The sequence below is a fragment of the Actinomadura spongiicola genome, from assembly GCF_003432485.1.
Taxonomy (GTDB): domain Bacteria; phylum Actinomycetota; class Actinomycetes; order Streptosporangiales; family Streptosporangiaceae; genus Spirillospora; species Spirillospora spongiicola.
Genome location: NZ_QVNQ01000006.1, coordinates 490,719 through 516,039, shown reverse-complemented (window position 1 = coordinate 516,039; position 25,321 = coordinate 490,719). Strand labels below are relative to the sequence as shown.

Below are 25,321 nucleotides of genomic sequence, written 5' to 3'. Positions count from 1 at the left end.
CATGCCCGCCGGGCGTCGGGCCGCCGAATGCATTTCACGCCCGGCGTATTGGCCCCGGGGATTAGTCCCGTGGGCCAATGTGCGGGAACGGAGCCGTGGTTACCATCGGCGCATGTTCGCCATGCCGTGGAGCCGAGTCCGCCGGGTGAGCCGTGTCATGGGCACGCTCCTGGTCTGGTCGGTGGCCGTCCTTTACCCGTTCGTGGTGTTCTTCACGGTGGACGCCGGGCGCTCCGGCTACTTCGGCCCGGACGTCGTCGTGTCCACCGGGCTCACGGTCCTCGTCGTGGGGCTGCTGTGGCGTCGTCCGCTGCCCGCCCTCGCCCTCCTCCTGTTCGCCTGGACCGCCGCGCTGACCACCTGGCCCGCCGGAAGCGTCGCCTCCGTTCAGGTGCTGACCACCGATGTCGGGGTCGCCGTCGTCGCCGCGACCCGGCGGCCCCGCGTCTCGCTCGCCGTCGCCGCCGGGACGCTGACCGTCCAGGTCCTGTCGCTCATCACCTTCCTGGTGCCGGCCGACGTCCTCGTCACGGCCCTTCCGATCTTGGCCATGGCGGTCACCTGGCTGGTCGGCAACTCGGTCCGGGTGCGGCGGGCGCACGCCGAGACTCTGCGCGAGCAGGCGCTGGCGCGGGCGGTGTCCGCCGAGCGGCTCCGGATCGCCCGCGAACTGCACGACATGGTCGCGCACAGCATCGGCATCATCGCCATCCAGGCGGGCGTGGGCGGACGGGTCATCGCCACGCAACCGGACGAGGCGCGCAACGCCCTGGACGCCATCGAGTCCACCAGCCGGGAGACGCTGTCCGGGCTGCGGCGCATGGTCACCGCGCTGCGCAGGGACGACCCGGGCGTCGCCCCCCTCGGCCCCGCCCCCGGCCTGGACGACCTGGACCGGCTCGCCGGGTCGGCCGGGGACGCCGGGGTGCGGGTCGACGTCGTCCGGCGGGGCGAGCGGGGGCCGTTGCCGCCGGACGTCGACCTGTCGGCGTACCGGATCGTCCAGGAGGCGGCCACGAACGTCATCCGGCACGCGGGCACGGACCACTGCCGGGTGACGATCGACCACCGGGACGGTGAGCTGGTCATCGAGGTCGACGACGACGGCCGCGGCGGCGTGGTCGGCACCGGATTCGGCATCGCGGGCATGCGGGAACGGGCCGATCTGCTCGGCGGCGAGCTCACCGCCGGGCCGCGTCCGGACGGCGGGTTCCGCGTGACGGCCCGGCTCCCCGACGGCACCGCGGCCACCGCCGCGACGTCCGTGCGGCCGGCGTGATGACGGTTCGGGTCCTGCTGGCCGACGACCAGCCGCTGATCCGGGCCGGGTTGCGGGTGTTGATCGCCGACAGCGCCGATCTGGAGGTCGTCGGTGAGGCCGGCACGGGAGCGGAGGCGGTCCGGCTCGTCGAGGACCTCCGGCCGGACGTGGTCGTGATGGACATCCGCATGCCCGACATGGACGGCATCGACGCGACCCGGCGGATCAGCACGGGCCCCGGCACGGCCCGGGTGCTGATGCTGACCACGTTCGACGACGACGAGTACGTGTACGGGTCCCTCCGGGCGGGCGCCAGCGGGTTCCTGGTGAAGGACATGGCACTGGAGGAGATCCTGGCGGCCATCCGGGTGGTGGCGGGCGGGGACGCGTTGATCGCGCCCAGTGTCACGCGACGGCTGATCGAGGAGTTCGCGGCGCGTCCGGCGGTCGGTCGTGGGGCGGCGCAGATCTTCCGGTCGGTCGACGTCATCACCGAACGGGAGCGTGAGGTGCTGACGCTGGTCGGCAGCGGCATGTCCAACCAGGAGATCGCCGAGACGCTGTTCATCAGTGTGGCGACCGCCAAGTCGCATATCGCGCGGCTGCTGACGAAGCTGGACGCCCGCGACCGGGTGCACCTCGTGATCATCGCCTTCGAGATGGGGTTGGTGCGGCCCTCTACGGGCGGTAGTACTACCTGACGTGGTCACTGCCGTGTTCGTCGGATAATCTGGCTGCTGTGAAGGGTCTGGGAGAGCTTGAACGCACGGTCATGGAGGTCCTGTGGGCGCGGGAGGACGCCGGGCACGGCGCGGCGACCGCCCGGGATGTGAGCCGCGCGCTCGCCGGTGACCGCGACCTCGCGCACACTACTGTGATGACGGTGTTGGACAGGCTCGCCAAAAAGGGCTTTCTGGAGCGGGAACGGGACGGCCGCGCGTGGCGGTACCGGCCGGTCGCCAGCCGGGAGGGCTATGTCACCGAGCTGATGCTCGGCGCGCTGAACGAGACGGGCGACCGGGACGCGGCGCTCGTCCACTTCGTCCGCTCCGTTTCCGAGGACGAGATCGACGTGATCCGGCAGGCCCTCGCCGGCCTCACCAGTAAGGAACCTCCGGCATGACCGGTACCGCCCTGCTCGCATTGATCTCACTGGGGACCGTCGGCGGGGCGCACTGGCTGGCCCAGGCCCGATGGACGTGGCGCACACCGCGCCTCGCCATCGCGCTCTGGCAGGCCCTCGGGCTCTGCTGGGGCGTCGCCACGATCGGCGCGCTGCTCGGCCTGGCCCTGCTGCCGTACGGGAGGGGCGTGCTCGGCGGGCTGCCCGGCCTGTACGCCGACCAGGCCGCCCGGCTGGGGGCCCCGGAGGTCGCGGCGCTGCTCGCGGCGGTCAGCCTCACCGGCGTGCTGGTGGTCATGCTGATGTACGCGATCGTCCAGGTCCTGCGGGCGCGGCGGCGGCACCGGGCGCTGCTCGCGCTGGTGTCGCGGCACGACTCGGCCGTCCCCGGCACGCTGGTCCTCGACCACCCCGGCGCCGCCGCGTACTGCGTTCCCGGCGTCCGCCGGTCGAAGGTGGTCGTCAGCGCCGGGACGATGGAGCTGCTCGACCGGGGCGAACTGGCCGCGGTCCTCGCGCACGAACGCGCCCACGCCCGCGAGCGGCACGATCTGGTGCTGCTGCCGTTCGCGTCGCTGCGGCAGGTGTTCCCGCAGCTCAGGCTGGTCGGACGCTGCCTGGACGCGGTGGAGCTCCTGATCGAGATGGCCGCCGACGACCGGGCCAGGCACGGCCGCCCGCCGCGGGAGCTGGCGACGGCGCTGCTGCGGTTCGCCGCCGCCCGTCCCGCCGCGGCGCCGTCCGGCACGCTCGGTGTCGCCTCGCACGGGAACATCCCGGTGATGGCGCGGGTGAACCGGCTGCTGGAGCCGCAGCCCCTCCCCCGCAAGGCCCGTGCCGCCGCCACCGTCGCCGTCCCCGTCATCGCCGGTCTTCCGCTGCTTCTGCTCGTCCTGCCCCACTGACCGGACGCGGCGTCTCGGGCGCCACGGGCCGTGGACGGCGCAGGACGAGGATCGACACGGCGAGCGCGGCGACCAGCAGGGCCGCGGAGACGCTGAACGCCAGGTGGTAGCCGCCGGTGAGCGCGGTGGCCTCGTCGCGCCCGGCCGCGCGGAGGCTCTCGGTGCGGGACGCGGCGAGCGTGGTCAGCACCGCGACGCCGAGCGCCATTCCGACCTGCTGGACAGTGGTGAACAGCCCCGACGCGACGCCGGCGTCGTCCGGGCGGGCGCTGGACATGCCGAGCCCGGTCAGCGACGGCAGCACGAGCCCGCCCCCGGCGATCAACACGAACACCGGCAGCAGGTCGGTGACGTAGTCGGCCCGCACCGGAACGGTCGTGAGCCACGCCATCGCGACGGTCAGCAGCACGAGCCCGGCGACCAGCACGGCGCGCTCACCGAAGCGGTTCGACATCCGCGGGGACACCAGCAGCGACACCACGCCGATCATCACGGCCGCCGGGAGCATCGCCAGGCCCGTGTCGAGCGCCCCGTATCCGAGGACCCCCTGCATGTACAGGGCGACGATGACCTGGAACGCGAACATCGCCGACAGGGTCAGCAACTGGACGACATAGGCGCCGGACACGTTGCGGGAACGCAGGATCCGCAGCGGCATCAGCGGCGTCGCGGCGCGGGCCTGCCGGACGACGAACCCGGCGAGGAGGGCGACCGACACCGCGCCGAGACCGAGGGTGTGCCCGGACAGCCACCCGTGCCGCTCCACCTTGACGATCGTGTAGATCCCGAGGACGAGCCCGGACGTGACGAGCAGCGCGCCGGCGACGTCGGCGCCCGCGGCGAGGCCGAGGCCCCGGTCGCGCGGCAGTGCCGGGAGGGCCAGCAGGATCGTGGCGAGCCCGATCGGCAGGTTCACGAGGAAGATCCAGTGCCAGTTCAGCGCGTCGGTGAGCACCCCGCCGAGCACCTGCCCGATGGACGCGCCCGCGGCGCCGGTGAAGCTGAAGATCCCGATGGCCATGGTGCGCTCACGGGGATCGGTGAACAGCGTGACGAGGATGCCGAGGACGACGGCGGAGGCGAGCGCGCTGCCGACGCCCTGGAGGAACCGCGCGGCGATCAGCACACCGGACGACGTGGCGGCGCCCGCCAGCACGGACGCCGCCGTGAACACCGCGTTCCCGGTGAGGAAGAGCGCGCGGCGCCCGATCAGGTCGCCGAGCCGCCCGGCGAGGAGCAGCAGGCCGCCGAGCGGGATCAGGTACGCGTTCATGATCCAGCTCAGTCCGGCGGGTGAGAAGCCGAGGTCGTCCTGGATGGCGGGCGCGGCGACCGTGACGATGGAGCCGTCCAGGATGGTCATCAGCATCGTGGTGGACAGCACCCCGAGCGCGGCCCAGCGGGAGCGCAGGAAGGAGGTCGAAGTGGAGGGCATGGTCGTCTCCTGGGTTGGGAACACAGGAGTGACCGTAGCAGATAGTTTCGTTACAGACGATCCCTATCGGCCCTACTTGGCCCGCTGGCGTGGCCGCCGCACCGGTTGCGGGCTCTCGGACGGGACGGCCAGGTGCCCGGTGACCAGGGCGTTCAGTGCGCGCAGGAACACCTCTCGATCGGCCTCCGGAAGCGAGCCGAGGGCCGCCTCGTGAACGCCGTCCACGATCTCCTGGCTGCGCGCCGCGACCCGCGCGCCCTCCTCGGTCACCGCGATGACCCGGGCGCGCCGGTCTTTGGACGACGGGCGACGTTCGGCGAGACCGGCCTTCTCCAGGGCGTCCACCGTCACGACCATCGTCGTCTTGTCCATGTCGCCGATCTCGGCGAGCTGGATCTGGGTGCGCTCCTCCTCAAGCGCGTGCACGAGGACGCAGTGCATGCGCGGCGTCAGCCCGATCTCGGCGAGCGCCGCCGTCATGCGGCTTCTCAGCACGAAACCGGTGCGGTCGAGCAGGAACGACAGGTCGGGGCTCGTACGGGAAGGGGCCATCGAGGTCATATGGCCAGCCTACCCAGTTGGTTCCGTCCCGGATTATCTATGAGAGGTCGCAATTCCTGGTCTACCCTGGAGGGGTGAACCACACCATGTGTCAGGGCTGGTGGCCGTCCTAGGACGGCCGACCCTCACGCACACCATCGGGCCGTCCGCCGGACGGCCCTTTCTCTTCTCGGTGACACGGGCGGGCCCCGGCGGACCGGCCGGGAGACCACGAGGAGAGAAGAACATGCAGACCACCGCCACCGACCTTGAGGGACGCATCGCCGCCGCGCCCGGCTCGTTCCGGATCCTGACCGGCGACCGCCCCACCGGCCCGCTCCATCTCGGTCACTATTTCGGCACCCTCGCGAACCGGGTGCGGCTCCAGCGAGCGGGCGTGGAACTGTTCGTCCTGGTCGCCGACTACCAGGTGCTGACCGACCGGGACGTCGCCGACCGGCTGACCGAGCACGTCGAGGGGCTCGTCGCCGACTATCTCGCCACGGGCATCGACCCGTCCACGGCGACGATCTTCCAGCACAGCGCCGTTCCGGCGTTGAACCAGCTCATGCTGCCGTTCCTCTCCCTGGTCTCGGTCGCGGAACTGAGCCGCAACCCAACGGTGAAGGACGAGATCGCGGCGTCGCGGCAGGCGTCGGTCAGCGGGCTGATGTTCACCTATCCCGTCCACCAGGCCGCCGACATCCTCTTCTGCAAGGCGAACCTCGTGCCCGTGGGCCGCGACCAGCTTCCGCACCAGGAGATCACCCGGACGGTCGCGCGGCGCTTCAACGAGCGCTACGGGCCCGTGTTCCCCGTCCCGGACGCGCTGCTGTCCGCCGCGCCGAGCCTCCTCGGAACGGACGGCCAGAAGATGAGCAAGAGCCGGGGCAACGCCATCGCCCTGTCCGCCGGACCGGACGAGACCGCCCGGTTGATCAAAGGTGCGGTGACCGACACCGACCGGCACATCACCTTCGCGCCCGACACGCGCCCGCAGGTGTCCAATCTCGTCTTGCTCGCCGCGCTCTGTCAGGGCCGCGACCCGCACGCCGTCGCCGCCGAGATCGGTGCCGGTGGCGCCGCCGCGCTGAAGAAGGTCGTGACCGACTCCGTCAACGAGTTCCTGCGCCCGATTCGCGCCCGCCGCGCCGAACTCGCCGCCGACCGGACGTATCTGCGTCGCGTCCTCGACGAGGGCAACGAGCGTGCTCGCGCGATCGCGGACCGCACTTTGACGGAGGTCAGAACGGCCATGACCTCCTAGGCGAATGGCGGATCCCCGATATGGCTCCGAGCGAGGGCTACGCCGGGGTGCACGTGAAGGAGTCCAGCAACATCACCATCAAGAACAACACCTTTACCAATCTCAGCGATGTCGATCACATGCACGGCGTCTACATGTACCGGACCACGAAGAGCAAGATCCAACACAACACGTTCTCCCGCATCACCGGTGACGCGGTGCGTCTTGGCGACCGCAGCAGCAACAACATCGTGGAGAACGACACGATCAGTCGCTCCGGGAAGTCCGGGGCCATCAGCGAGTGGGGACGTCTCGCGCCGATCGGCTCGGAGAAGTGCGGCGGCGGCAAGGCCGGCCCGCTGACCTGGAACAACTGCAAGAAGGCGAGCATCAAGAACGGTGGCGGGAACAAGAAGATCTGACGTCGCCCCACCCGCTTCGACGGTACCTCTGCCGTGAGGGCCGGACAGCGATCGATTCGGCGGGCTCGCCGAACACGCGAGCCCGCCGTACACCGCGCCCTCCCGCTCGGCGAAGGATTCGCAGTAGTAGAACGGAATTATCCGTTCCTCTACTATGGAAGCATGGAGACCACCAGACGGGCACCCATGAGCGGACGCAAGGCTCAGGCGGCACGCAACGACGAGCTGATCCGGGAGGCGGCGCGAGCGGTGTTCACCGCCGACCCTGGCGCGCCGATCTCGGCGGTCGCCGAGCACGCCGGAGTGGGGATCAGCGCGCTGTACCGCCGGTACAAGAGCAAGGAGGACCTGCTCCAGAAGCTCGCCGACGAGGGGATGGACCGCTACCTCGCCGAGGTCGAGGCCGCGTTGGACGACGACGGCGACGCCTGGGAGGTCTTCGCCGGGTTCATGCGGCGCTGTCTCGACATCGGCGCCGGTTCGCTGACCATGCGCCTCGCGGGCGGCTTCGAGGTCACCGAGGCGATGAGCCACAAGGGGCGGGAGATCCATCGCGCGACGGAACGGTTGCTGGAGCGCACCCGGGAGGCGGGCGTGCTCCGTCCCGGGATCGAGGTCGGCGACATCTCGGTGATGCTGGAGTATCTGCACGCCATCCGCATCGGCGACGACGAGCGAATGAGCCGGGTGCAGCACCGCTACCTGGCCCTGATGCTGGACGGCCTCCACCTGGTGGGAAAGGGGGAGCTTCCGGGCCCTCCTCCCACGTGGCAGGAGCTTCGGAGCCGCTATGACGACTGACCCGCAGGCCCCCGTAATGGAGAAACGGGCGTTGAACCGCGCGCTGCTGGCGCGGCAGATGCTGCTGGAGCGGCGCGCGATGCCCGCGCTGGACGCGATCGAGCATCTCGTCGGCATGCAGTCGCAGGCGCCGAACCCGCCGTACATCGGGCTGTGGAGCCGTCTCGCCGACTTCGCGTTCGACGAGATCGGCGCGCTGATGACCGATCGACGCGCGCTGCGGATCGTGGTGATGCGCGGCACGCTCCACCTGGTCAGCGCCCGCGATGCCCGCGCGTTGCGGTCACTGACGCGACCGATCAGGGACGGCCACCTGAAGACCCGCGCCACCGACCTGGAAGGCATCGACCTCGACGCGGTGGTCGCCGAGGCGCGGCGGCTGCTGGAGGACGAGCCGCGCACCGACAAGGAACTGCGGGCGCTGCTGACCGAGCGGTGGCCGGACGCGGACGCGGCCCTGCTGACCTGGGCCGTCCGTCTCAGCCTGCCGCTCGTCCAGGTTCCGCCGCGCGGCATCTGGGGCGCGTCGGGCATGGCCCGGCACACGACGCTCGACGCATGGCTGGGCGAATTCGCGGCGCCGGAGTTGTCCGTGGACGATCTGGTGCTGCGTTACCTGGGCGCGTTCGGTCCGGCGAGCGTCCAGGACGTCCAGCAGTGGTCGGGCCTGACCCGGCTCGGCGACGTCATGGAACGGCTCTCCCCGAAACTGCTCGTGTTCCAGGACGAGAACGGCCGCACCCTGTACGACCTACCCGAGGCGCCGCGGCCCGACCCGGACGTTCCGGCGCCGGTGCGGTTCGTCCCGGACTTCGACAATCTGCTCCTCTCCCACGCCGACCGGGCCCGGATCATCACCGAGGAGCACCGCAAACGGATCTTCACGGTCAACGGCATCATCCGGGCGACGTTCCTCGTGGACGGCTTCGTCCACGGCATGTGGAAGATCGAGAAGAAGCGCGGCGAAGCGACGCTGCACCTCGCCCCGTTCACTCCCGTCCCGGCGCAAGCGCGAACCGCGCTTGAGGAAGAGGCCCTACGCCTGCTCACCACGGCCCACCCCGAGGCCGGAACGCACCGAGTGATCTTCGCCTAACCCCTGTCTCTCAATAACCTCACCCCGCACGCGAACGCGTGACCCGCCCGGTGAAGCGATGCCGGAGGCGAGCGGAGCCGGGCGGATCGCGAAGCGATGCGCGTTCGCACAGGAACGGTCACGTAGCGAGCCGCCAGGCGAGCGAAGTGGGCCGGTCCTGCAATCAACACAGCCGCCAGGCGAGCGAAGTGGGCCGGTCCTGTTTAGAAACACGAGTCGAGGGTGCTGAGGAGGGTGTGGAGGGTCGCGCGGAATTCCAGCATCTGTTCGCGGGTGAGCGGGTCGAACAGGTGGCGTCTGACCTCGGTGACGTGGCCGGGGGCGGCCTTGGCGAGGGCGGTGAACCCCTCGTCGGTGAGTTCGGCGATGGTGGTGCGACGGTCGGCGCCCTGCTTGCTGCGGCGCACCCAACCGGCGTCCTCCAGGCGGTTCACGGCGTGGGAGAGCCGGCTCGGGGACGAGTGGACGAGCTCGGCCAGCTCCGACATGGTGCGGGCGCGTCCGGGCGACTCCGACAGCATCGCCAGGATCATGTAGTAGGCGTGCGGCATGCCGGAGTCGCGCTGGAGCTGGCGGTCGAGGGCCTCGTTGAGCAGCCGGGACGTCCACAGGAAGGCGCGCCAGGTCTCCTGTTCGTCGGCATCGAGCCAGGGCGTGTCCGTCATGTCGCCCACTCTACCCAGGCGATTGAACACTCAAGACTTGAAGCTTCAACTATTGGGAGGTATTGTTAAAATGTGAACTAAAAGGGGGAACCATGAACCGGATGCCCGTGCTCTACCTCAGCCACGGCGCCCCGCCACTGGCCGACGACCCGGTGTGGACGGACGAACTCGCCCGCTGGTCGGCGGACCTGCCCAGACCGCAGGCGATCCTGATGGTGTCGGCGCACTGGGAGGAGGCGCCGCTGACCGTCAGCGCGACCCGCCGCACACCGCTCGTGTACGACTTCTGGGGATTCCCCGAGCGCTACTACCGCGTCAGGTACGACGCTCCTGGCGCCCCCGAACTGGCCGACGACGTGGCGAAACTCATTCCCGGTGTCCGGCGGGACGAGGCGCGCGGCCTGGACCACGGCGCCTACGTGCCGCTCGTCGAGATGTACCCGGACGCTGACGTCCCCGTGCTGCAGATGTCCATGCCGACGCTGGAGCCCGCGCGGCTCTTCGAGGTCGGGCGGAGGCTGGCGCCGCTGCGTGACCAGGGCGTCCTCATCATCGGGAGCGGTTTCACGACGCACAACCTGCGCGGGTTGCCGGCCGGAGCCGACGCCGCGCCGCCCGCGTGGTCGGCGGAGTTCGACGCCTGGACGGACGGCGCCGTGCGGAACGGCGACATCGATGCCCTCCTCGACTTCCGCGCCAAGGCCCCGGCGGCGCACATCGCCCATCCGCGGACGGAGCACTTCGCGCCCCTCTTCATGGCGCTCGGCGCGAGTGCGGAAAGTCGAACCGGAGACGCGTCGGATCGGCGGGCCGTCATCGACGGCTACTGGTTCGGGCTCGCCAAGCGCTCGTTCCAGTTCGGCTGACGTTTGTCACGTTCCGCCGGACGTCATCCCTTCGTCAGCGTCACCGGCTCGGCGCGGCGCCGTTCGCCTTCGCGGCGTCGTCCGCCCCGGCGGCCTCGGCGGCCGTTCCGAGCTCTGTCACGGCGTCCGTGGCCGCGTTCATCCGGGAGAAGCCGGTGCGCCAGGACGCGACCTGCGGCTTCCAGCCCAGGCTGAGCGCCTTCGCGTTCGACACCGGGCGGCCGGTCGTGGCGGCGTGCTTGCCCGCGTTGCCCGGGGTCGGCGCGCCGATGGCCGCGCTGTAGACGGGGAGCCAGTCGGCCGTGGTCGCGGGCTCCTCGTCCACGACGTTGACGGGCCCGGCGGGCCAGTCGAGCGCCGCCAGCGCGGCCGACGCCGCGTCGTCGGCGTGCACGAACGACGTCCACGACGGCGCCTCGCGCATGGTGTTCGCGCGGACCCGTTCGGCGATCGCGCCGTCGGAGGCGTACCAGGTACCGGACCCGTAGAGGGCGCCGTAGCGCAGGACCACGCCGTGCGGCATCTCGGCGACCGCGGCCTCCAGCGCCGCGATGCCCTCGTAGGGCGGCAGCGAAGAGTCGAGCGGGTCGGTTTCGACGGCGGGCGTGTCGCCGGGAACGTACAGCCAGGCGATGCTCTGCGCGATCATCGTCTCGACGTCGGCGGCGCGGGCGGCGTCGACGAGGTTGCGGGTGCCCTCGATCCGCAGGTGGGAGTTGGCCGCGAAGTCCTCGGCGCTGAGATCGGTGAGCTGGTGGATCACCGCGTCGGGACGTTCGGCGGCCACCGCCTCGTGCACGGCGTCGGCGTCGAGCACGTCCAGGACGACCGGTGTGGCGCCGAGTTCGCGGAGCAGGTCGGCGCGTTCGGTGCGGCGTGTCGTCCCTGCGACCTCGTGGCCCGCCTGGACGAGCAGCGGGATCAGCCGGCGACCGACGACTCCGGTCGCTCCGGCGAGGAGAATCTTCAAGGGGGTACCTCCACGACTTGCACGCCTTCGTGGTCGTCTCGACGGCAGGATAGGCAGTCTCTGTTTCGGTGTTCACGTCCGGCCCGCCGTATGGACGCCCCCACGGCTTTCGGTCGGACAAAATCGGACAAGGGGGAACCGCCCCCCGTAGCCTCGTCCGTACGAGAGTACCGCCGAGACGCAACCGCACGCGTTTCGCGCCGGGCGTGAAGGAGAATTCTTCTCTTCTGACGGGTTCGGTCAAGCGGAGGAACGGCGGATATGAAGATCACTCTCGTCCGGGGCGACATCACCGAGCAGAACGTGGACGCGGTCGTGAACGCGGCCAACTCCTCGCTGCTCGGCGGCGGCGGGGTGGACGGCGCCATCCACCGCAAGGGCGGCCCCGAGATCCTGGACGACTGCCGCAAACTGCGCGCCTCCCAGTACGCCGGCGGCCTCCCCACCGGTCAGGCGGTCGCGACGACCGCCGGACGGCTGCCCGCGAAGTGGGTCATCCACACGGTCGGTCCCGTCTACTCGGCGACCGAGGACCGTTCCGACCAGCTCGCGTCCTGCTACCGGGAGTCCCTGCGGGTCGCGGACGAGCTGGGCGTCGAGTCGATCGCGTTCCCGGCCGTGTCGGCGGGCGTCTACGGCTGGCCCGTGGACGGCGCCGCCCGCATCGCGGTCGGCACGGTCCGCGCCACGCCGACCAAGGTCACCGAGGCTCGTTTCGTGCTGTTCACCCAGGACGCCTACGACGCCTTCGAGCACGCCCTCGACACGCCCTGACGAAGAGCGCCGAGGGAGGAAACCTCCATCCAGGGACCAGGCATAGGGGGCAACACGGGACAATTGCCCCGTGCCCCCCACTCTGCGGCCGCGGGGGGAGGTGACCCGCGGCACCACCGCCCCCAACCGCCTGCGCCGCGTGGACCGCTGGATCGCCGCCACCCAGGCCCGGCCGCTGCGCTCGCATCCGCGTCCGCTGGCCGTCGACCTCGGCTACGGCGCGTCCCCGGTCACGACGTTCGAGCTCTACACGCGCCTGCGCGCCGTCGCGTCGAACCTGGAGGTCGTCGGGATCGAGATCGATCCGGGGCGGGTCGCGGCGGGCCGGGAGCTGCTCGCCCGGAGCGCGGGCCCCGCCGTCGCGGGCCTGTCGTTCCGGCGCGGCGGGTTCGAACTGCCGGTGCCGCGCCCGCCGGTGCTGGTCAGGGCGTTCAACGTGCTGCGGCAGTACGGCGAGCCCGCCGCCTGGCAGGCCTGGGACGACCTGACCGAGCGGCTCGACCCGTCCGGTGTCCTCGTCGAGGGGACGTGCGACGAGATCGGCCGCCGGGCCGTCTGGGCGACGCTCACCCCGGACGGCCCGCGGACGATCACGTTCGCGGCCCATCTGCCCACGCTGGAACGCCCGTCCACGCTGGCCGAACGGCTGCCCAAGACGCTGATCCACCGGAACGTTCCGGGTGAGCCCGTCCATGACCTGCTGGCCGCGTTCGACCGCTGCTGGGCGACCGCCGCGCCGCACTCCGCGTTCGGCCCGCGCGCCCGCTGGATCGAGGCGGTCACGCTCCTGGCGCGGACCCATCCCGTCCTCACCCGTCCGCCCTACGGGGGCAGAACACGCTGGCGCCTCGGTGAGGTGACTCTCCCGTGGACGGCAGTCGCGCCCTACTGACGGTGCAGCTTGTGCGGCGCGGCCTGGACGCGCGGCTGCACGTCGATGCGGTCGATGTTCACATGAGGCGGCCGGGTCACGGCCCAGGCGACGCAGTCGGCGACGTCCTCGGCGACCAGCGGTTCGGGGACGCCCTCGTACGGTTTCGCGGCCTTCTCCTCGTCCCCGCGGAACCGGACCAGCGAGAACTCCTCCGTTCTCACCAGCCCCGGCGCGATCTCGGTGACCCGGACGGGTTCGGCGACCAGTTCGAGGCGCAGCACCTCGTTCACCGCGTAGGCGGCGTACTTGGCGGCGTTGTACCCCCCGCCGCCCTCGTAGGCGACGTGCGCGGCGAGCGAGGTGATGTTGACGACGTGACCCGCGCCGCTCTCGATCAGCTTGGGCAGCAGTGCCTTGGTGACGCGGACGAGCCCGAGGACGTTGCTGTCGTACATCGCCTGCCAGTCGCCCAGATCGGCCGTCGCGACCGGGTCGAGGCCGAGGGCGCCGCCCGCGTTGTTGACGAGCACATGGCAGCCGCCGACCGCCGCCGCGAGCGCGTCCACCGACGGCTGCGACGTCACGTCCAGGGTGAAGGGGACGATCTTCCCGGCGCCCGGCACGCCGCCGGAGATCTCCTCGGCGAGGGCGTCCAGGCGGTCCCGGCGCCGGGCGGCGAGCACGACGTTGAACCCCTCCGCCGCCAGGCGCCTGGCCGTGGCCGCGCCGATCCCGCTGCTCGCTCCGGTGACTACCGCGGTCTTACGCATGCGCCCAGCCTGCCAGGTTCACCGCTCTTCGCCCCTCGGGGGTGCCCGGTGAGATCGCCCACTACGGAGAGGAGTAACGATTGTCCACCGAGCCATGGGAACAGCTCACCAGATTAATTTTGTTGCGCTAGCGGAGGTGATGTCCGGTGTCGCGTCGTATCAGCAGGGTTGCGACGGTCAGTGTTCATACTTCCCCCCTCGACCAACCGGGGACCGGCGATGCGGGCGGAATGAACGTCTACATCGTCGAGGTGGCCAAACGCCTCGCAGCGCGCGGTGTCGAGGTCGACATCTTCACCCGCTCCACCTGCCGCGCCATGCCGCCCGTCGTCGAGCTGGCGCCGGGCGTCCTCGTCCGCAACGTCGTCGCCGGGCCGTTCGAGGAGCTGGACAAGACCGAACTGCCCCGCCATCTCTGCGGCTTCACCTCCGGTGTCCTGCGGGCCGAGGCCGCCCACGAACCCGGCCACTACGACCTCCTCCACACGCACTACTGGCTGTCCGGCCAGGCGGGCTGGGCGGCGAAGAAGCGGTGGGGCGTCCCGCTCGTCCACTCCATGCACACCATGGCGAAGGTGAAGAACGCGGCCCTCGCGGACGGTGACAGGCCCGAACCGGCCGAACGCGTCCTCGGCGAGGAACAGGTCGTCGCGTCGTCGGACCAGCTCGTCGCCAACACCGGCGAGGAGGCCCGCCAGCTCGTCGACCTGTACGGCGCCGACCCCGCCCGCGTCGCGACCGTCAGCCCCGGCGTGGACCTGTCGACCTTCCGCCCCGAGTTCCCGCTCCGGGGCCTGCTCCCGCACCGCACCGGCCCGGCCCGCCGCCGCCTCGGACTCCCCCGCGACGCGTACGTGCTGCTGTTCGTCGGACGCATCCAGCCGCTCAAGGCCCCCGACGTCCTGCTCCGCGCCGTCGCCCGGATGTTGGCCGACGACCCGTCCCTCCGCCGCAAACTGGTCGTGGCCGTCGTCGGCGGGCCGAGCGGCTCCGGACGCTGCCGTCCCGAGGGATTGCAGAACCTCGCGGCGGAACTCGGCATCACCGACGTCATGCGCTTCGAGCCCCCGAGCCCGCAGGCCGAGCTGACCGACTGGTACCGGGCCGCGGACGTCACCGTCGTCCCGTCCCACAGCGAGTCGTTCGGGCTGGTCGCCGTCGAGTCCCAGGCCTGCGGGACACCCGTCGTCGCGTCCCGTGTCGGCGGCCTGCGCACCGCCGTCGCGGACGGCGAGTCCGGCGTCCTGATCTCCGGTCACGACCCGGTCGACTACGCCGCCGTCCTGGGCCGCCTCCACGCCGAACCCGGCCTGTACGCCCGTCTCGCCCGCGGCGCCGTCCGCCACGCGCACCGCTTCGGCTGGGACGCCACGGTCGACGCCCTCCTCGACGTGTACTCCGGCGCCGTGTATACCGGTGCCGTGCTTCCCGTCGAGAGCCCTGCCGTCGCCGAGGTCACCGCATGACGGACACCGTCCGGACCATCAGGGATACCCTGCGCGCCGCCGAGCTGGAGTTCGACGAGCCCCGCGAGAACGCGTTCTTCGTCAAGCTCCCCGGACAGCGCAAGCTCGCCACCATGACCTGGCTGATCGTCGGCGAGCACAGCCTGCACGTCGAGGCGTTCTTCTGCCGCCGTCCCGACGAGAACCACGCCGAGTTCTACCGGTTCCTCCTGGAGAAGAACGGCCGCATGTACGGCGTCGCGTTCGCCCTCGACGACGTCGGCGACGTCCACCTCGTCGGCAGGGTGCCCCTCGCCTCCGTGTCGCCGGACGAGATCGACCGTCTCCTCGGCTGCGTCCTCACCTACTCGGACGAGAACTTCGACAAGGCCCTCGAACGCGGCTTCAAGACGTCCATCCAGCGTGAATGGGACTGGCGCGTCAAACGCGGCGAGAGCCTCGCCAACCTTCGGGCCTTCGCGTCCTTCGCCGATCCGGCCAATCGCGAGTGACCCGCGTCATGCCGCTAGGCTCTGGTCCATGGCGACCCTGGTACTGCTGCGGCACGGCGAAAGCGTCTGGAACGCGGAAGGGCTGTTCACCGGCTGGGTGGACGTCGACCTGTCCGCGAAAGGCGAAGGCGAGGCGACCAAGGGCGGCGACCTGCTGCTGGACGCCGACATCACCCCCGACGTGGTGCACACCTCCCTCCTGAAGCGTGCCATCCGCACAGCCAACATCGCCCTGGACGTCGCCGACCTCCTCTGGATCCCGGTCAAGCGCTCCTGGCGCCTCAACGAACGCCACTACGGCGCGCTCCAGGGCAAGAACAAGGCGCAGACCCGCGAGGAGTTCGGCGAGAAACAGTTCATGGTCTGGCGCCGCTCCTACGACACCCCGCCGCCGCCCATCAAGGACAACGACCCGCTCTCCCAGGTCAACGACCTCCGCTACGCCGAGCTGCCGTCCGAGCTGATCCCCCGCTCGGAATGCCTCGCCGACGTCGTGGACCGCCTGCTCCCCTACTGGTACGACGCGATCGTCCCCGACCTCGCCGCCGGAAAGACCGTCCTCGTCGCCGCGCACGGCAACTCCCTGCGCGCCCTCGTCAAGCACCTGGACGACGTCTCCGACGAGCAGATCGTCGGCCTCAACATCCCCACCGGCATCCCCCTGGTCTACGAACTGGACGACGACTTCGCCCCCCTCAAGCGCGGCGGCGAGTACCTCGACCCCACCGCCGCCAAGGCCGCCATCGAGGCCGTCAAGAACCAGGGCGCCGCGAAAACCCCGCCCCTCCCCAAGCCCCCGGAGAAGAAGAAGGGCAAGAAGTAGCGAAATTTCTGGACGCGGCCTTACCGAACACGGGAGTTCCGGCCCACTACGGCGATGAGACACCTCGCCAGTGGAAGGAACCCCATGAACGTCGCTACGGCGATTGACCTGGTGATCGCGGTGCTGGGTTTGATCAGCGCCCTACTGCCCCTCGCGGCCGGATACCGCCGTGTCCGGGACGGGCGGTACGGCGATGACCGCCGATGAGGCCCAGGACGACCCGCTGCCCCTCCAGGCCGATTCAGGCCAGTCGTGGCGTCCGCCGGGATCCGTCCCCGCCACCGACGGCAGGGTTCGCAAGGTGCGCGAACACTTCCTGGACTTCTACACCGAGCAGTACCCCCGGGTGGTGCGGTTCGTGATGATCGCCCGCCGCGCCACCCGCCACACCGCCGAGGACGCCGCCCAGGAGGCATTCATCGAGGCCTGGCGCACCACGAAACAGCCCGGCGCCTGGAACCGCGTCACCAACCCGGAGGCGTGGATACGTACCATCGCGCTGCGCCGCCACGACCGCCCCGGCGGCACCCGCCGCCGGGAGCTGCCCACCGTCCCGGGCATAGAGGACCTCGCCACCGACATCCAATGCCCACACCCCGACCCCGCCGACCTGGCAACGGGAACGATGCGGGTCCTAGAGGCCCTGCACACCATCCACGACGACACGGCACGTGCGGTGATGGCCTTCACCCTGGACGGCTATCCGGACAACGTCATCGCGGTCCACCTCGGAATCAAGCCGCAGAAGGTCCGTAACCTGCGCAAGAAGGCCCGGACTCAGCTGAGCCGACACCTGCAAACCAGCCACACGCAGGGAGGAGGGGCGGCCCGATGACACATCACGACAACGACCCGGCCACCCTCCCCGACAATGAACACGACCGCCTATTGGCAGAGGCACACGACGACCTGCTCCGCCACATCCAGGCGCACACCGACCCCATCCCCAGCCTACTGGCCTTCATGGAGGACGACACCACTCCCTTCCAACCCGCTGCGGGCTTCCACAGCCGCGATCTGACCATCCTCGAACTCCGCAGCCTCGTACACCGCACCCACGGGCTTCTGCCAGAGGGCCTCACCGAACTCCGCGACGCACTACTCCGCGCAGACCTCCCCGACCCCAACACCAAGTACCTGGCACTCCTCACAACCCTCATGCAGGGCCTCGTGACGGTCTGCGCCCTCCAACCCGCCCACGAGCTCGAGCTCTACCGCGAACTCCAACACGACCTCGTCCTCGCCCAAAAGCTAGCCGCAGCCCTCGACCTCGATCTCCGCTCCGAACTCGCCTTCGCACCAGATCTCGCCAATAACCTCTACAGCAGGCTCGGAAAAGCCCTCGACCAAACCCTTGATCGCGGGCACGCATTCAGCCTCGACTTCGCCTTCTTCAGCAGCTACAGGACCGACATCCACCACGCCGTGTGGGTCGCTGGGCAGCTGATCCAGGCGATAGCGGCAGCGCTCGGAGCCGTGCCGGTGAACCTGTCCGGCGTGGACGCCTCGCATCTGCGAGACATGAACCTCGAAACGCTCGCAGGCACGGTCTGGGATCGAGCCACGTCGTGGCCCGAGTCGTTGCGTGAGCTGGTCGAATGGCACTCCGAGGAGATCCGCGACGGGCTGTTCCGGGTTCGAGGTGGGACGGAACGGGACCCGCATGCCTTCGTCCTGGCTTAGACCTAGTCTCGCGCGACGTCCAGTCTTGCGCCAGCGCCCGAACCGCTGACGACCTGACGGGCCCCAAGCCATCGGGCCCGTTTCGACATGTCCTCAGTTCGCGCGAACGCGTGCCCCCGGCGCAGCAACGCTGAAGGCAAGCAAACCCGGGCAGATCGCCAAGCAATACCGCATTCGCCCAGGCCCGCTCACGCAACGAGCCGCCAGGCGAGCAAAGCGGACCGGGACTGCGAAATACACAGCCCTGCTACGACGTGGCCTCAACCCCACGCGCGAACGCGTTACCCGCCCGGTGTAGCGATGCCGTAGGCGAGCGGAGCCGGGCGGGTCACGGAGCGATGTCGCGTTCACCCCGGGGACGGTCATGTAGCGAGCCGCCAGGCGAGCGAAGTAGGCCGGGCCTGCGAAATTCACAGCCGGGACTAAACAAGCAGGCGCGCGGCGCGGCCCTTTTCGCCTGCGGCCCAGCAGTCGCCGTCGGGGGTGCAGTCGACGGTGTCGAAGCTGCCCGTGTCGAAGCGGGTCCAGGTGCGGCCGGAGGTGAAGGTCAGGTCGCTGCCGGTGGGGCCGACGGCCAGTGCGACCGTGCGCGCCCAGCCGGGCCAGGCGGCGCCGGAGCGGTACTCGGCCGGGGGGCGGTCCGCGAGCTGCCAGGTGCGGCCGCCGTCGTTGGTGGTGGCCGCCGCGTTCGGGGATGGTTGGCCGGGACGGTAGTCGCCGCCCACGGCGACGCCGTGACGGGAGTCGCGGAACGCCACCGAGAACACGCCTTGGGTCTCGCTGGACGGGAGGGGCGTGTCGGCGACCGTCCAGGTGCGGCCGCGGTCGCCGGAGTGGAAGACCCGGGAGCGGGACGCCCCACCGGTGGCGAGCCACACATCTTTCTTCCCGTGGCTGACCAGGCATTGGCCGCTGGCGGCGAACGCGAACTCGCCCGGTAGGGCCTCGGGCATTCCCTTGGACGGAAGCACCCGCCAGGTACGTCCGGCGTCCTTGGTGGAGATGATGCGGAACCGGCCGTCCACCGGGTCGCTCATGGCCAGCCCGTGGCGGGAGTCGAAGAACGTCATGCAGTCGTAGAACGCCTTCGGGTCGTCGTTCTTGAAACCGAGCGTCCAGGTGCGACCACCGTCCGACGTGCTGTAGGCGCGGGACGCCTCGCCCTCGCCGATGGCCAGCACGACGGCCCGTTTCGCGTCGAAAGCCTCGATGTCGCGGAATTCCAGGCCCGTGGCGTCGGAAGGGGCGACGTTCTGCCAGGTGCGACCGCCGTTGGTGGTCCGCAGGACGGTGCCACCGCTGCCCGCCAGCCAGGCGGTCCGCTCGCTCACGGCGGCGAGGCCGCGGAACCGCGCGTCCGTCCCGGTCGGCGTGAGCCGCCACTCCGGTCCGCCCCTGGCGGTCTCCGCCCCCGCGGTGGCCGGCACCGCGAGGGAGGCCGCGACCACCACCGCACACAATCCGGCAAACGACATGTTCCGGGCCAAAGCCCTCATCGGCGTCATGCGCGCAAGCTAACGAAAGATGATCAAGCCGTCCAGGCCCAACGACCCCCACCGCGACTCCACGCCTGCTGTCGCGGGCTAGAAGGGATGTGGCGGCTGATGCGCCGATGATGTCTGCGGCATTTGCCAGATTGTCAATGCCTCCTGACCTGTCCGAAAACGGTCAGGTCAGGATGCGGGCGGGTCAACTATCACAATTGGTGAGATCACGCGCCCCTATTTCACGCTGTGCAACCATTCGATGGGATTGTTTTGTGACTTGGGTCACATTGCTCGGATGATCAGCCCGGGTTTCACTCGGGGCGCCGGGGCTCCTTCCCCGTCAGGGCTCCGGTTCGGCCGCACACGCCTCACACCTGGAGCTCCCTGTGATCAACGCCAGGATCCGTCGCTGTCACCACGTGTTCGGAATCGTCACGCTGGCTACCGTCATGACGCTATTGATCGGCCTGTTACCCGGTCATGCCACGGTTCGCCCCGACAGCGGCGGTGACCCGCCGCCGGTCGACCGGGCGCAGGCGGTGGAGTTACTGAAGACCGGCGGGCCCGAGACCGCCGCGCGGGCCGAGGTGGCCTTGTTGGGCACCGACGCGGATGTCAGGGCGTTCGTGTCCGAGGGCCGCAACGCCGCTGAGGAAGTGGATCTGCGCGCCGCCGTCGAGCAGGTGCTGGCGGCCGGTGGCAGCACCGTCCGCGGCGCCGCCCAGACCGCCCTGGACGGTGGTCCCACCGCTATGAGGACGTTCCTGGACCAGGGCTGGAAGCAGCCGTGGGAGGAGGACCTCCGCGTCGAGATCAACCAGGTGCTCGCGGCGGCCACCGGCCGTTACGTCCGCGCCGCCGCCAACAAGGCCTTGGACGGCACCGCCGACGACCAGCTGAAGTTTCTGGAGACCGGTTACCAGGAGGCGCAGGACGCCGACGACCGCATCCGGGTCTCGCAGCTGAGCGCCTCGGGCGGACCGCACGTCAGGGAGGCCGCCAGCGCCGCGATGGACGGCAGCATCGACGACGTCCACGACTTCCTCGGCCTGGGATACGAGGTCGCCGCCGCCCGCGACGCCGAGACCGACGCGGTCTCCCAGTTGGCCGACCTGGCCGACGACGCGGGCAGGCGGGCCGCGCTGCAGACCCAGGCCGCGCAGGAGGCCTCCGCCCGCGCGGTCCGCGCCGCCGAACTGGCCAAGAAGGCCACCGAACGCGCTGCCCGGGAGACCGAGGCCGCCAAGGACTCCGCGCACAAGGCCGCCGCGGCCGCCGCACGCGCCGCTCGTGCCGCCGAACGGGCCGCCCGTGCCGCGCGGATCGCGATCGATGCCGCCGATGCCGCCAACCGCGCTGCCCGGATCGCTTCGGCGGCCGCCTCCCGCGCCGCGACCGCCGCGTCGCTGGCCGGTCGGGCCGCCGCCAACGCCAACCGGGCCGCTGAGGCGGCGCACCGCGACGCCCGGCACGCGGCCGCCGCGCGCAGCGCCGCCGAGAACGCCCGGGATGTGGCGGTGGGGGCGCGGACCGCCGCCAAGGCCGCCCAGGCCGCGGCGGACGCCGCGATCGCCGCAGGTAACGCCGCGGTCGCCGCCGCCAACGCCGGTGCGCACGCCAACCAGGCCGCCGGGTTCGCCAACCAGGCCGACCAGTGGGCCACACAGGCCGGTGCCGACGCCCAGCACGCCCGGCAGGCCGCCGCCTATGCCCAGCGCCGCGCCGCCGCGGCGATCCGTGCCGCCAACAAGGTGCAGCACCTGGCGCGGCAGACGGCCGACGCGGCACGGCAGGCCGAGAAGCACGCCAACGACGCGGCCCTGCACGCTGAGCGGGCCGCCGACGCCGCTGACGACGCCGCCGCGCACGCCGGGGAGGCCAAGGACAACGCAGCCGTCTCCACCCGGCACGCCAACGACGCCTCGGCGTCGGCGAGCCAGGCCACCGCGGCCGCCAACCAGGCCCAGAAGGTCCATGACCTGGCCCGCGAAGTCGACGAGCAGCGGCTGGCGTCCTGGCAGGACCGCCAGACCGCCGACGCCGAGGACGCCCTGGCCGTCGAGACCGAAAGCAAGGCCAAAGCCGAATGGGAGGCCGGGCAGGCCCAGGCGTTCGAGGCCGAGACCAACCGGCTCCTGGCCCAGGCACGGGCCGACGGGGCACCCCGCCCCACCGTGATCGGCAATGGACGCGAAGTCGCCGTCCGGCTGCTCAAGACCGGTGGCCCCCACGTGCGACGGGCCGCCGAAATCGCCTTGGCGGGCGGTGAAGAGGACACCATCGAGTTCGTCCGGACCGGGTTGGGCAACGCGACCGAGGCCGACGACCGCGCCAGCCTCGACCACGTCGCCACCCAGGCCGAAACCGACAACAAGCCCCAACTGCGTGAGGCCGCCTACAAGGCCGACGAAGGCGACCACGCCGAGGTGAAGGCGTTCCTGGAGACCGGACAGCACCGGCTGCAGATGGACGACTACCGCATCCAGGTCACCCAGATATCCGCCGACGGCGGCCCCTGGGTGAGGAAGGCCGCCAGCGCGGCTCTGGACGCCGACACCCCGCAGGCGCTGCTGGAGTTCATCAGCAGCGGGCAGCACACCGCCCGCGAGACCGACGACCGCCTCGCCATCAACCAGATGCTCCCCGATGCGGGACCGGAGCTGAACGCCGCCGCCCAGGCGGCCCTGTCGGGCCCGGCCACCTACGTACGTGAGTTCGTCCAGGTCGGACAGCACAACGCCCGCCAGCGCGACGCCGACCAGGCCGCGCACGTCGCCGAGATCGGCGCGTTCCTGGCCAGCGCGCATCGCACCGCCGCCACCGCCCGCGAGAACGCCGCCGAGGCCCAGGCCGCCGCGGCCCGGGCACGCGGCGCCGCCGCCGAAGCCGACGCCCACGCCAAACAGGCCCGTGCCCACGCCAACGAGGCCAAGGCCCACGCCAACGCCGCTCGCGCCTCCGCTGACCGGGCGCACAACGCCGCGCAACAGGCCGCCCGATCAGCGAAGATCGCCCGTCAGGCCGCCAAGGACGCCCAGGCGGCGGCGAAAGCCGCGGCACAGGCCGCCGCCCGCGCCGACCGATCCGCGAGCCAGGCGCGCGCCTACGCCGATGAGGCCCGCGAAGCCGCCGAACGTGCCCGCCGCGACGCCATCCAGGCCGGCAAGGACGCCGCGGCGGCCGCACGCGCCGCAGCCGAAGCCGCAGCCGCGGCCGAGCGGAAGCGCCGAGAGGAACAGGCGCAGGGGCGCAAGGACAAATCCTCTCCGGGTTCCTCGGTCAGCGACGAGCAGATCATCCTCGCGGCCAACGGGCAGCAGGGTCTCGACCAATATCGCAACGCACGCGCCAACGCGGCCAAGAGCGTCATGGACTTCGTCGTCTCCATCGGCGGAAAACTCGTTCTCGACGTCATCGGCTGGACGGACGCGAAAAACTGCTTCACCAAGGGCGACATCGTCGGTTGCCTGTTCACCGCACTCAACGCACTCGGCCCGCTCAAACTCATCGGACTGGGCGCCAAGCTCAAACCGATCGGCAAGACGATCTGGCGCATCGCCACCGGAATCGGCCCGTTCCGCAAGACCGTCTCCACGGCCCATGTGCTGATCCGTAAGACCGACCGCATGGTCTACGTCGCCCGGCGAATCGAAATCGGATGCAAACGCAGCAGTTTCACCCCCGGCACCGGCGTGTTGATGGCCGATGGAAGTCGTCGCCCCATCGAAAATGTCCAAGTCGGTGACAGAGTCCTCGCCACGGACCCGAAGACCGGGGCCACGACTCCCCGGAAAGTGCTGAGGACCATTTCCACCAAGGGCGACAAGCAGCTCGTCAGCGTCACCGTACGCGGGGGTGGGGCCGGTGAACCCGTGACGTACGGGCAGGTCACCGCATCCAGCGAACATCCCTTCTGGGTGGGAGGCTCGACACGGGAGTGGGTCCACGCCGAACGCCTCAAGCCCGGTATGAGGCTGCGGAGCAGCACGGGGAAGTATGTTCTGGTCACCGGACTCCGGGCATGGACGACACCGGACCAACGCGTCCACAACCTCACCGTCGAAGGAGTCCGCACCTACTACGTGGAAGCGGGTACCGCACTGGTCCTGGTCCACAACTGCGGACGCTCAGACCATGACAACGCGTTCGGGCTCCTCCACATGTTGGAGGAGATCGGTCTGCATGTTCTCCCCAAGCACGGCCCCAATTCAACCATGAATGCGGCCAAGTTCAATGAAGAATTCGGCAGCGCAGAAGCGATTATCGAACTGATCTGGCAGGTTCTGGAGGCGACCGGCTCCCCGCAGACAAGCCGACACTGCCACTGGCTGAACCTTGGCCGGTTCATAGGAAAAGCCAAAAGGAACGAGGACGACAAGGACTACACAGAGACGAAATATGTCGTCTTGTGGTTCTATCCGAACGGGAAGTTCAGTTCCATCTACCCCACGTTGAAGGAAGGGTGTTGACCGGAAAGAACCTCTCATCAAGTCGGTGATCACACCGAGAACTCTGAACAAGTGCGGGTGCGCCGGCGGCTGGAATACCTCGGCCGGGTCCACGGTGCACCCTGGCGGGCCGGGGTACCAGCGCGTCGGGCCCGGCCCGCCATCAGCGACGGTAAGTTCAGGGGCATTCTGGTCAGGCGGTCAGCAAGAAGGGCGGTCAGCACCCGGTTCGATGAATGTCGATCTGTCGCAGGGCGACGCGCTCGCCCTCTACGAATACGCCAAGCGGCTGCTGCGTGAGCATCCGGACGGTCCGCTGCCCGGCCAGGGGCTGCCCCTTCCCGATCACGACACCTACTACCGGCAGCCGGTCCCGAACAGCCGAGCACGCGAAGCCGGAGCCGCGCGGATAGGCGCGGCGGTCGGCGCCTACTTCGGCGGAGGGGCCGACTACGCCGACCTCTGCCAGACGCTCGTCTCGGTCTTCTGCCCGCCCTGGCATGAGTTGATCAGCGTGCTGGAACCGGCTATTTCCGGCGTGGAATTCGGGCGGGTCCTGGCTCTGGGCCGACGGTTGACCAGGACAGGCACGGACCGCCGCCCGGTCCAGGTCGGCCTGGTGCTCCTGCAGGGTGTCGCCGAGGCCGAGGACGTGGACTGCATTTCGGCATTGGCCATCCTGGGGAACTCCTTCAGCCCGTCGGTCGTGGAGATCCTGAAGCGGATGCCCGATCCCGACACGACGCTATGGTGGATCGCCCGCCGGACCACCGCATGGGCCCGGGTGTATCCGGTCGAAGCCCTGTGCAGGACGACGACCGACCCGGCGATCAAAGCCTGGCTGCTCCGGCACTCCGTGACCGACGACCCGCTGTCCGGCTACTACGCCGGAGAGGTCGCGGTCAGCTGTGACCTGCGCGGCGCGCTCGAGGTACCGGAGCCGGACGAGGCGCTGCTGGACGGCGCCGAGGCGATCCTCCACGCGATGGACCGGGCCGGGGGAATGGGCCCTGGCCTGGAGCACTATCACGATGCCGTGCCGGTCCTGCGACGCTTCCTCCAGTTTCGCGAATCACCGCCGCTGCGGGCGGCCCTGGCGCGGTTGCCACCTGGCCCGCGGGACGCGTCACCGTGACCGTTCCCCGACATCCCGCCACGCCGCTCGCGGTGACCGC

25 protein-coding genes are annotated in these 25,321 nt (G+C 70.4%); 19 read left to right on the top strand and 6 right to left on the bottom strand.

Annotation, left to right across the window (positions count from 1 at the left end):
- Nucleotides 1-112 precede the first annotated feature (112 nt).
- From D0T12_RS22115 to D0T12_RS22100, 4 genes are read left to right on the top strand one after another with little or no spacing between them, the layout of a single operon-like run.
- Entirely contained in the window at nt 113-1,279 is a 1,167-nt protein-coding gene (locus tag D0T12_RS22115; protein ID WP_233526215.1) for a sensor histidine kinase, read from the top strand.
- The gene (locus D0T12_RS22110) at nt 1,279-1,962 is read left to right on the top strand and encodes a response regulator (RefSeq protein ID WP_117401543.1); all 684 of its coding nucleotides are present in this window, start codon (nt 1,279-1,281) and stop codon (nt 1,960-1,962) included. Before D0T12_RS22115 ends, D0T12_RS22110 begins: the two co-directional genes overlap by 1 nt.
- A gap of 38 nt (nt 1,963-2,000) precedes the next feature.
- Complete coding sequence (locus tag D0T12_RS22105) at nt 2,001-2,384, top strand: BlaI/MecI/CopY family transcriptional regulator (protein ID WP_117401542.1); 384 nt, start codon at nt 2,001-2,003, stop codon at nt 2,382-2,384.
- Entirely contained in the window at nt 2,381-3,289 is a 909-nt protein-coding gene (locus D0T12_RS22100; RefSeq protein WP_117401541.1) for a M56 family metallopeptidase, read from the top strand. The genes D0T12_RS22105 and D0T12_RS22100 overlap by 4 nt, the downstream gene beginning before the upstream one ends.
- On the opposite strand, the gene D0T12_RS22095 is transcribed toward D0T12_RS22100, so the two are convergent.
- Nucleotides 3,246-4,724 carry an MFS transporter gene (locus tag D0T12_RS22095; protein WP_117401540.1) on the bottom strand — a complete coding sequence of 493 codons (1,479 nt, stop codon included), beginning with the start codon at nt 4,722-4,724 and terminating at the stop codon, nt 3,246-3,248. The two genes, D0T12_RS22100 and D0T12_RS22095, sit on opposite strands and share 44 nt — an antisense overlap.
- Before the next feature lie 72 nt (nt 4,725-4,796).
- Nucleotides 4,797-5,285, bottom strand: coding sequence for a MarR family winged helix-turn-helix transcriptional regulator (locus tag D0T12_RS22090; RefSeq protein ID WP_117401539.1), 489 nt, complete (start codon nt 5,283-5,285; stop codon nt 4,797-4,799).
- 226 nt (nt 5,286-5,511) lie between these two features.
- Here D0T12_RS22090 and trpS point away from each other — a divergent pair, with 226 nt between their 5' ends.
- The 4 genes from trpS (at nt 5,512) to D0T12_RS22070 (ending at nt 8,829) form a co-directional block, all read left to right on the top strand.
- The gene (gene trpS, locus D0T12_RS22085) at nt 5,512-6,531 is read left to right on the top strand and encodes a tryptophan--tRNA ligase (protein WP_117401538.1); all 1,020 of its coding nucleotides are present in this window, start codon (nt 5,512-5,514) and stop codon (nt 6,529-6,531) included.
- Nucleotides 6,532-6,551: 20 nt separating this feature from the next.
- Nucleotides 6,552-6,932: a right-handed parallel beta-helix repeat-containing protein gene (locus D0T12_RS22080; RefSeq protein ID WP_117401537.1), complete on the top strand. Its 381-nt coding sequence runs from the start codon at nt 6,552-6,554 to the stop codon at nt 6,930-6,932.
- Between the two features lie 162 nt (nt 6,933-7,094).
- Nucleotides 7,095-7,733 carry a TetR/AcrR family transcriptional regulator gene (locus tag D0T12_RS22075; protein WP_233526214.1) on the top strand — a complete coding sequence of 213 codons (639 nt, stop codon included), beginning with the start codon at nt 7,095-7,097 and terminating at the stop codon, nt 7,731-7,733.
- Entirely contained in the window at nt 7,723-8,829 is a 1,107-nt protein-coding gene (locus D0T12_RS22070; protein WP_117401535.1) for a winged helix DNA-binding domain-containing protein, read from the top strand. Before D0T12_RS22075 ends, D0T12_RS22070 begins: the two co-directional genes overlap by 11 nt.
- 203 nt (nt 8,830-9,032) lie before the next feature.
- Here D0T12_RS22070 and D0T12_RS22065 read toward each other — a convergent pair whose 3' ends face one another.
- Entirely contained in the window at nt 9,033-9,494 is a 462-nt protein-coding gene (locus tag D0T12_RS22065) for a MarR family winged helix-turn-helix transcriptional regulator (RefSeq protein ID WP_199487605.1), read from the bottom strand.
- 92 nt (nt 9,495-9,586) lie between these two features.
- Here D0T12_RS22065 and D0T12_RS22060 point away from each other — a divergent pair, with 92 nt between their 5' ends.
- Nucleotides 9,587-10,360 (top strand): dioxygenase family protein, encoded by a 774-nt coding sequence (locus D0T12_RS22060; RefSeq protein ID WP_117401533.1) that lies wholly within the window; start codon nt 9,587-9,589, stop codon nt 10,358-10,360.
- A 40-nt stretch (nt 10,361-10,400) separates the two neighbouring features.
- Here the strand turns inward: D0T12_RS22060 and D0T12_RS22055 are convergent, their stop codons facing one another.
- Entirely contained in the window at nt 10,401-11,330 is a 930-nt protein-coding gene (locus tag D0T12_RS22055) for an NAD-dependent epimerase/dehydratase family protein (RefSeq protein ID WP_117401532.1), read from the bottom strand.
- Between the two features lie 261 nt (nt 11,331-11,591).
- On the opposite strand from D0T12_RS22055, the gene D0T12_RS22050 reads away from it, so the two are divergent.
- Together D0T12_RS22050 and D0T12_RS22045 are read left to right on the top strand one after the other, a co-directional pair.
- Complete coding sequence (locus D0T12_RS22050; RefSeq protein ID WP_117401531.1) at nt 11,592-12,104, top strand: O-acetyl-ADP-ribose deacetylase; 513 nt, start codon at nt 11,592-11,594, stop codon at nt 12,102-12,104.
- 70 nt (nt 12,105-12,174) lie between these two features.
- Nucleotides 12,175-12,996 carry a class I SAM-dependent methyltransferase gene (locus tag D0T12_RS22045; RefSeq protein WP_117401530.1) on the top strand — a complete coding sequence of 274 codons (822 nt, stop codon included), beginning with the start codon at nt 12,175-12,177 and terminating at the stop codon, nt 12,994-12,996.
- Here the strand turns inward: D0T12_RS22045 and D0T12_RS22040 are convergent.
- Nucleotides 12,990-13,748: an SDR family NAD(P)-dependent oxidoreductase gene (locus D0T12_RS22040; RefSeq protein ID WP_117401529.1), complete on the bottom strand. Its 759-nt coding sequence runs from the start codon at nt 13,746-13,748 to the stop codon at nt 12,990-12,992. The genes D0T12_RS22045 and D0T12_RS22040 overlap by 7 nt on opposite strands.
- Nucleotides 13,749-13,894: 146 nt before the next feature.
- Here D0T12_RS22040 and mshA point away from each other — a divergent pair, with 146 nt between their 5' ends.
- The 6 genes from mshA to D0T12_RS22015 all read left to right on the top strand — a co-directional run bounded on the left by mshA (nt 13,895) and on the right by D0T12_RS22015 (nt 18,211).
- Nucleotides 13,895-15,214: a D-inositol-3-phosphate glycosyltransferase gene (gene mshA / locus D0T12_RS22035; RefSeq protein WP_117401528.1), complete on the top strand. Its 1,320-nt coding sequence runs from the start codon at nt 13,895-13,897 to the stop codon at nt 15,212-15,214.
- Nucleotides 15,211-15,705 carry a type III secretion system chaperone family protein gene (locus D0T12_RS22030; RefSeq protein ID WP_117401527.1) on the top strand — a complete coding sequence of 165 codons (495 nt, stop codon included), beginning with the start codon at nt 15,211-15,213 and terminating at the stop codon, nt 15,703-15,705. Before mshA ends, D0T12_RS22030 begins: the two co-directional genes overlap by 4 nt.
- 28 nt (nt 15,706-15,733) lie before the next feature.
- Nucleotides 15,734-16,528, top strand: a complete 795-nt coding sequence (locus tag D0T12_RS22025; RefSeq protein WP_117401526.1) for a phosphoglyceromutase — start codon at nt 15,734-15,736, stop codon at nt 16,526-16,528.
- A gap of 84 nt (nt 16,529-16,612) precedes the next feature.
- Nucleotides 16,613-16,735, top strand: coding sequence for a hypothetical protein (locus D0T12_RS37065; protein WP_267900413.1), 123 nt, complete (start codon nt 16,613-16,615; stop codon nt 16,733-16,735).
- Nucleotides 16,722-17,363: an RNA polymerase sigma factor gene (locus tag D0T12_RS22020; RefSeq protein WP_117401525.1), complete on the top strand. Its 642-nt coding sequence runs from the start codon at nt 16,722-16,724 to the stop codon at nt 17,361-17,363. The genes D0T12_RS37065 and D0T12_RS22020 overlap by 14 nt, the downstream gene beginning before the upstream one ends.
- The gene (locus D0T12_RS22015; RefSeq protein WP_117401524.1) at nt 17,360-18,211 is read left to right on the top strand and encodes a hypothetical protein; all 852 of its coding nucleotides are present in this window, start codon (nt 17,360-17,362) and stop codon (nt 18,209-18,211) included. Before D0T12_RS22020 ends, D0T12_RS22015 begins: the two co-directional genes overlap by 4 nt.
- A 422-nt stretch (nt 18,212-18,633) precedes the next feature.
- Here the strand turns inward: D0T12_RS22015 and D0T12_RS22010 are convergent, their stop codons facing one another.
- Nucleotides 18,634-19,716 (bottom strand): WD40/YVTN/BNR-like repeat-containing protein, encoded by a 1,083-nt coding sequence (locus tag D0T12_RS22010; protein WP_199487604.1) that lies wholly within the window; start codon nt 19,714-19,716, stop codon nt 18,634-18,636.
- 431 nt (nt 19,717-20,147) lie between these two features.
- On the opposite strand from D0T12_RS22010, the gene D0T12_RS22005 reads away from it, so the two are divergent.
- Nucleotides 20,148-24,167, top strand: coding sequence for a polymorphic toxin-type HINT domain-containing protein (locus D0T12_RS22005; protein ID WP_147339592.1), 4,020 nt, complete (start codon nt 20,148-20,150; stop codon nt 24,165-24,167).
- A 211-nt stretch (nt 24,168-24,378) separates the two neighbouring features.
- On the top strand, nt 24,379-25,281 hold the full coding sequence (locus tag D0T12_RS22000) for a hypothetical protein (protein WP_117401522.1): 903 nt from the start codon (nt 24,379-24,381) through the stop codon (nt 25,279-25,281).
- Nucleotides 25,282-25,321: the final 40 nt, after the last annotated feature.

What these genes read in the sequence shown, in the direction of transcription:
- D0T12_RS22115 (WP_233526215.1), top strand. Translation starts at nt 113, where the DNA reads ATGTTCGCCATGCCGTGGAGCCGAGTCCGCCGGGTGAGCCGTGTCATG.
- D0T12_RS22110 (WP_117401543.1), top strand. Translation starts at nt 1,279, where the DNA reads ATGACGGTTCGGGTCCTGCTGGCCGACGACCAGCCGCTGATCCGGGCC.
- D0T12_RS22100 (WP_117401541.1), top strand. Translation starts at nt 2,381, where the DNA reads ATGACCGGTACCGCCCTGCTCGCATTGATCTCACTGGGGACCGTCGGC.
- D0T12_RS22095 (WP_117401540.1), bottom strand. Translation starts at nt 4,724, where the DNA reads ATGCCCTCCACTTCGACCTCCTTCCTGCGCTCCCGCTGGGCCGCGCTC.
- D0T12_RS22090 (WP_117401539.1), bottom strand. Translation starts at nt 5,285, where the DNA reads ATGACCTCGATGGCCCCTTCCCGTACGAGCCCCGACCTGTCGTTCCTG.
- trpS (WP_117401538.1), top strand. Translation starts at nt 5,512, where the DNA reads ATGCAGACCACCGCCACCGACCTTGAGGGACGCATCGCCGCCGCGCCC.
- D0T12_RS22080 (WP_117401537.1), top strand. Translation starts at nt 6,552, where the DNA reads ATGGCTCCGAGCGAGGGCTACGCCGGGGTGCACGTGAAGGAGTCCAGC.
- D0T12_RS22075 (WP_233526214.1), top strand. Translation starts at nt 7,095, where the DNA reads ATGGAGACCACCAGACGGGCACCCATGAGCGGACGCAAGGCTCAGGCG.
- D0T12_RS22070 (WP_117401535.1), top strand. Translation starts at nt 7,723, where the DNA reads ATGACGACTGACCCGCAGGCCCCCGTAATGGAGAAACGGGCGTTGAAC.
- D0T12_RS22065 (WP_199487605.1), bottom strand. Translation starts at nt 9,494, where the DNA reads ATGACGGACACGCCCTGGCTCGATGCCGACGAACAGGAGACCTGGCGC.
- D0T12_RS22060 (WP_117401533.1), top strand. Translation starts at nt 9,587, where the DNA reads ATGAACCGGATGCCCGTGCTCTACCTCAGCCACGGCGCCCCGCCACTG.
- D0T12_RS22050 (WP_117401531.1), top strand. Translation starts at nt 11,592, where the DNA reads ATGAAGATCACTCTCGTCCGGGGCGACATCACCGAGCAGAACGTGGAC.
- D0T12_RS22040 (WP_117401529.1), bottom strand. Translation starts at nt 13,748, where the DNA reads ATGCGTAAGACCGCGGTAGTCACCGGAGCGAGCAGCGGGATCGGCGCG.
- D0T12_RS22030 (WP_117401527.1), top strand. Translation starts at nt 15,211, where the DNA reads ATGACGGACACCGTCCGGACCATCAGGGATACCCTGCGCGCCGCCGAG.
- D0T12_RS22025 (WP_117401526.1), top strand. Translation starts at nt 15,734, where the DNA reads ATGGCGACCCTGGTACTGCTGCGGCACGGCGAAAGCGTCTGGAACGCG.
- D0T12_RS37065 (WP_267900413.1), top strand. Translation starts at nt 16,613, where the DNA reads ATGAACGTCGCTACGGCGATTGACCTGGTGATCGCGGTGCTGGGTTTG.
- D0T12_RS22020 (WP_117401525.1), top strand. Translation starts at nt 16,722, where the DNA reads ATGACCGCCGATGAGGCCCAGGACGACCCGCTGCCCCTCCAGGCCGAT.
- D0T12_RS22015 (WP_117401524.1), top strand. Translation starts at nt 17,360, where the DNA reads ATGACACATCACGACAACGACCCGGCCACCCTCCCCGACAATGAACAC.
- D0T12_RS22010 (WP_199487604.1), bottom strand. Translation starts at nt 19,716, where the DNA reads ATGACGCCGATGAGGGCTTTGGCCCGGAACATGTCGTTTGCCGGATTG.
- D0T12_RS22005 (WP_147339592.1), top strand. Translation starts at nt 20,148, where the DNA reads ATGACGCTATTGATCGGCCTGTTACCCGGTCATGCCACGGTTCGCCCC.
- D0T12_RS22000 (WP_117401522.1), top strand. Translation starts at nt 24,379, where the DNA reads ATGAATGTCGATCTGTCGCAGGGCGACGCGCTCGCCCTCTACGAATAC.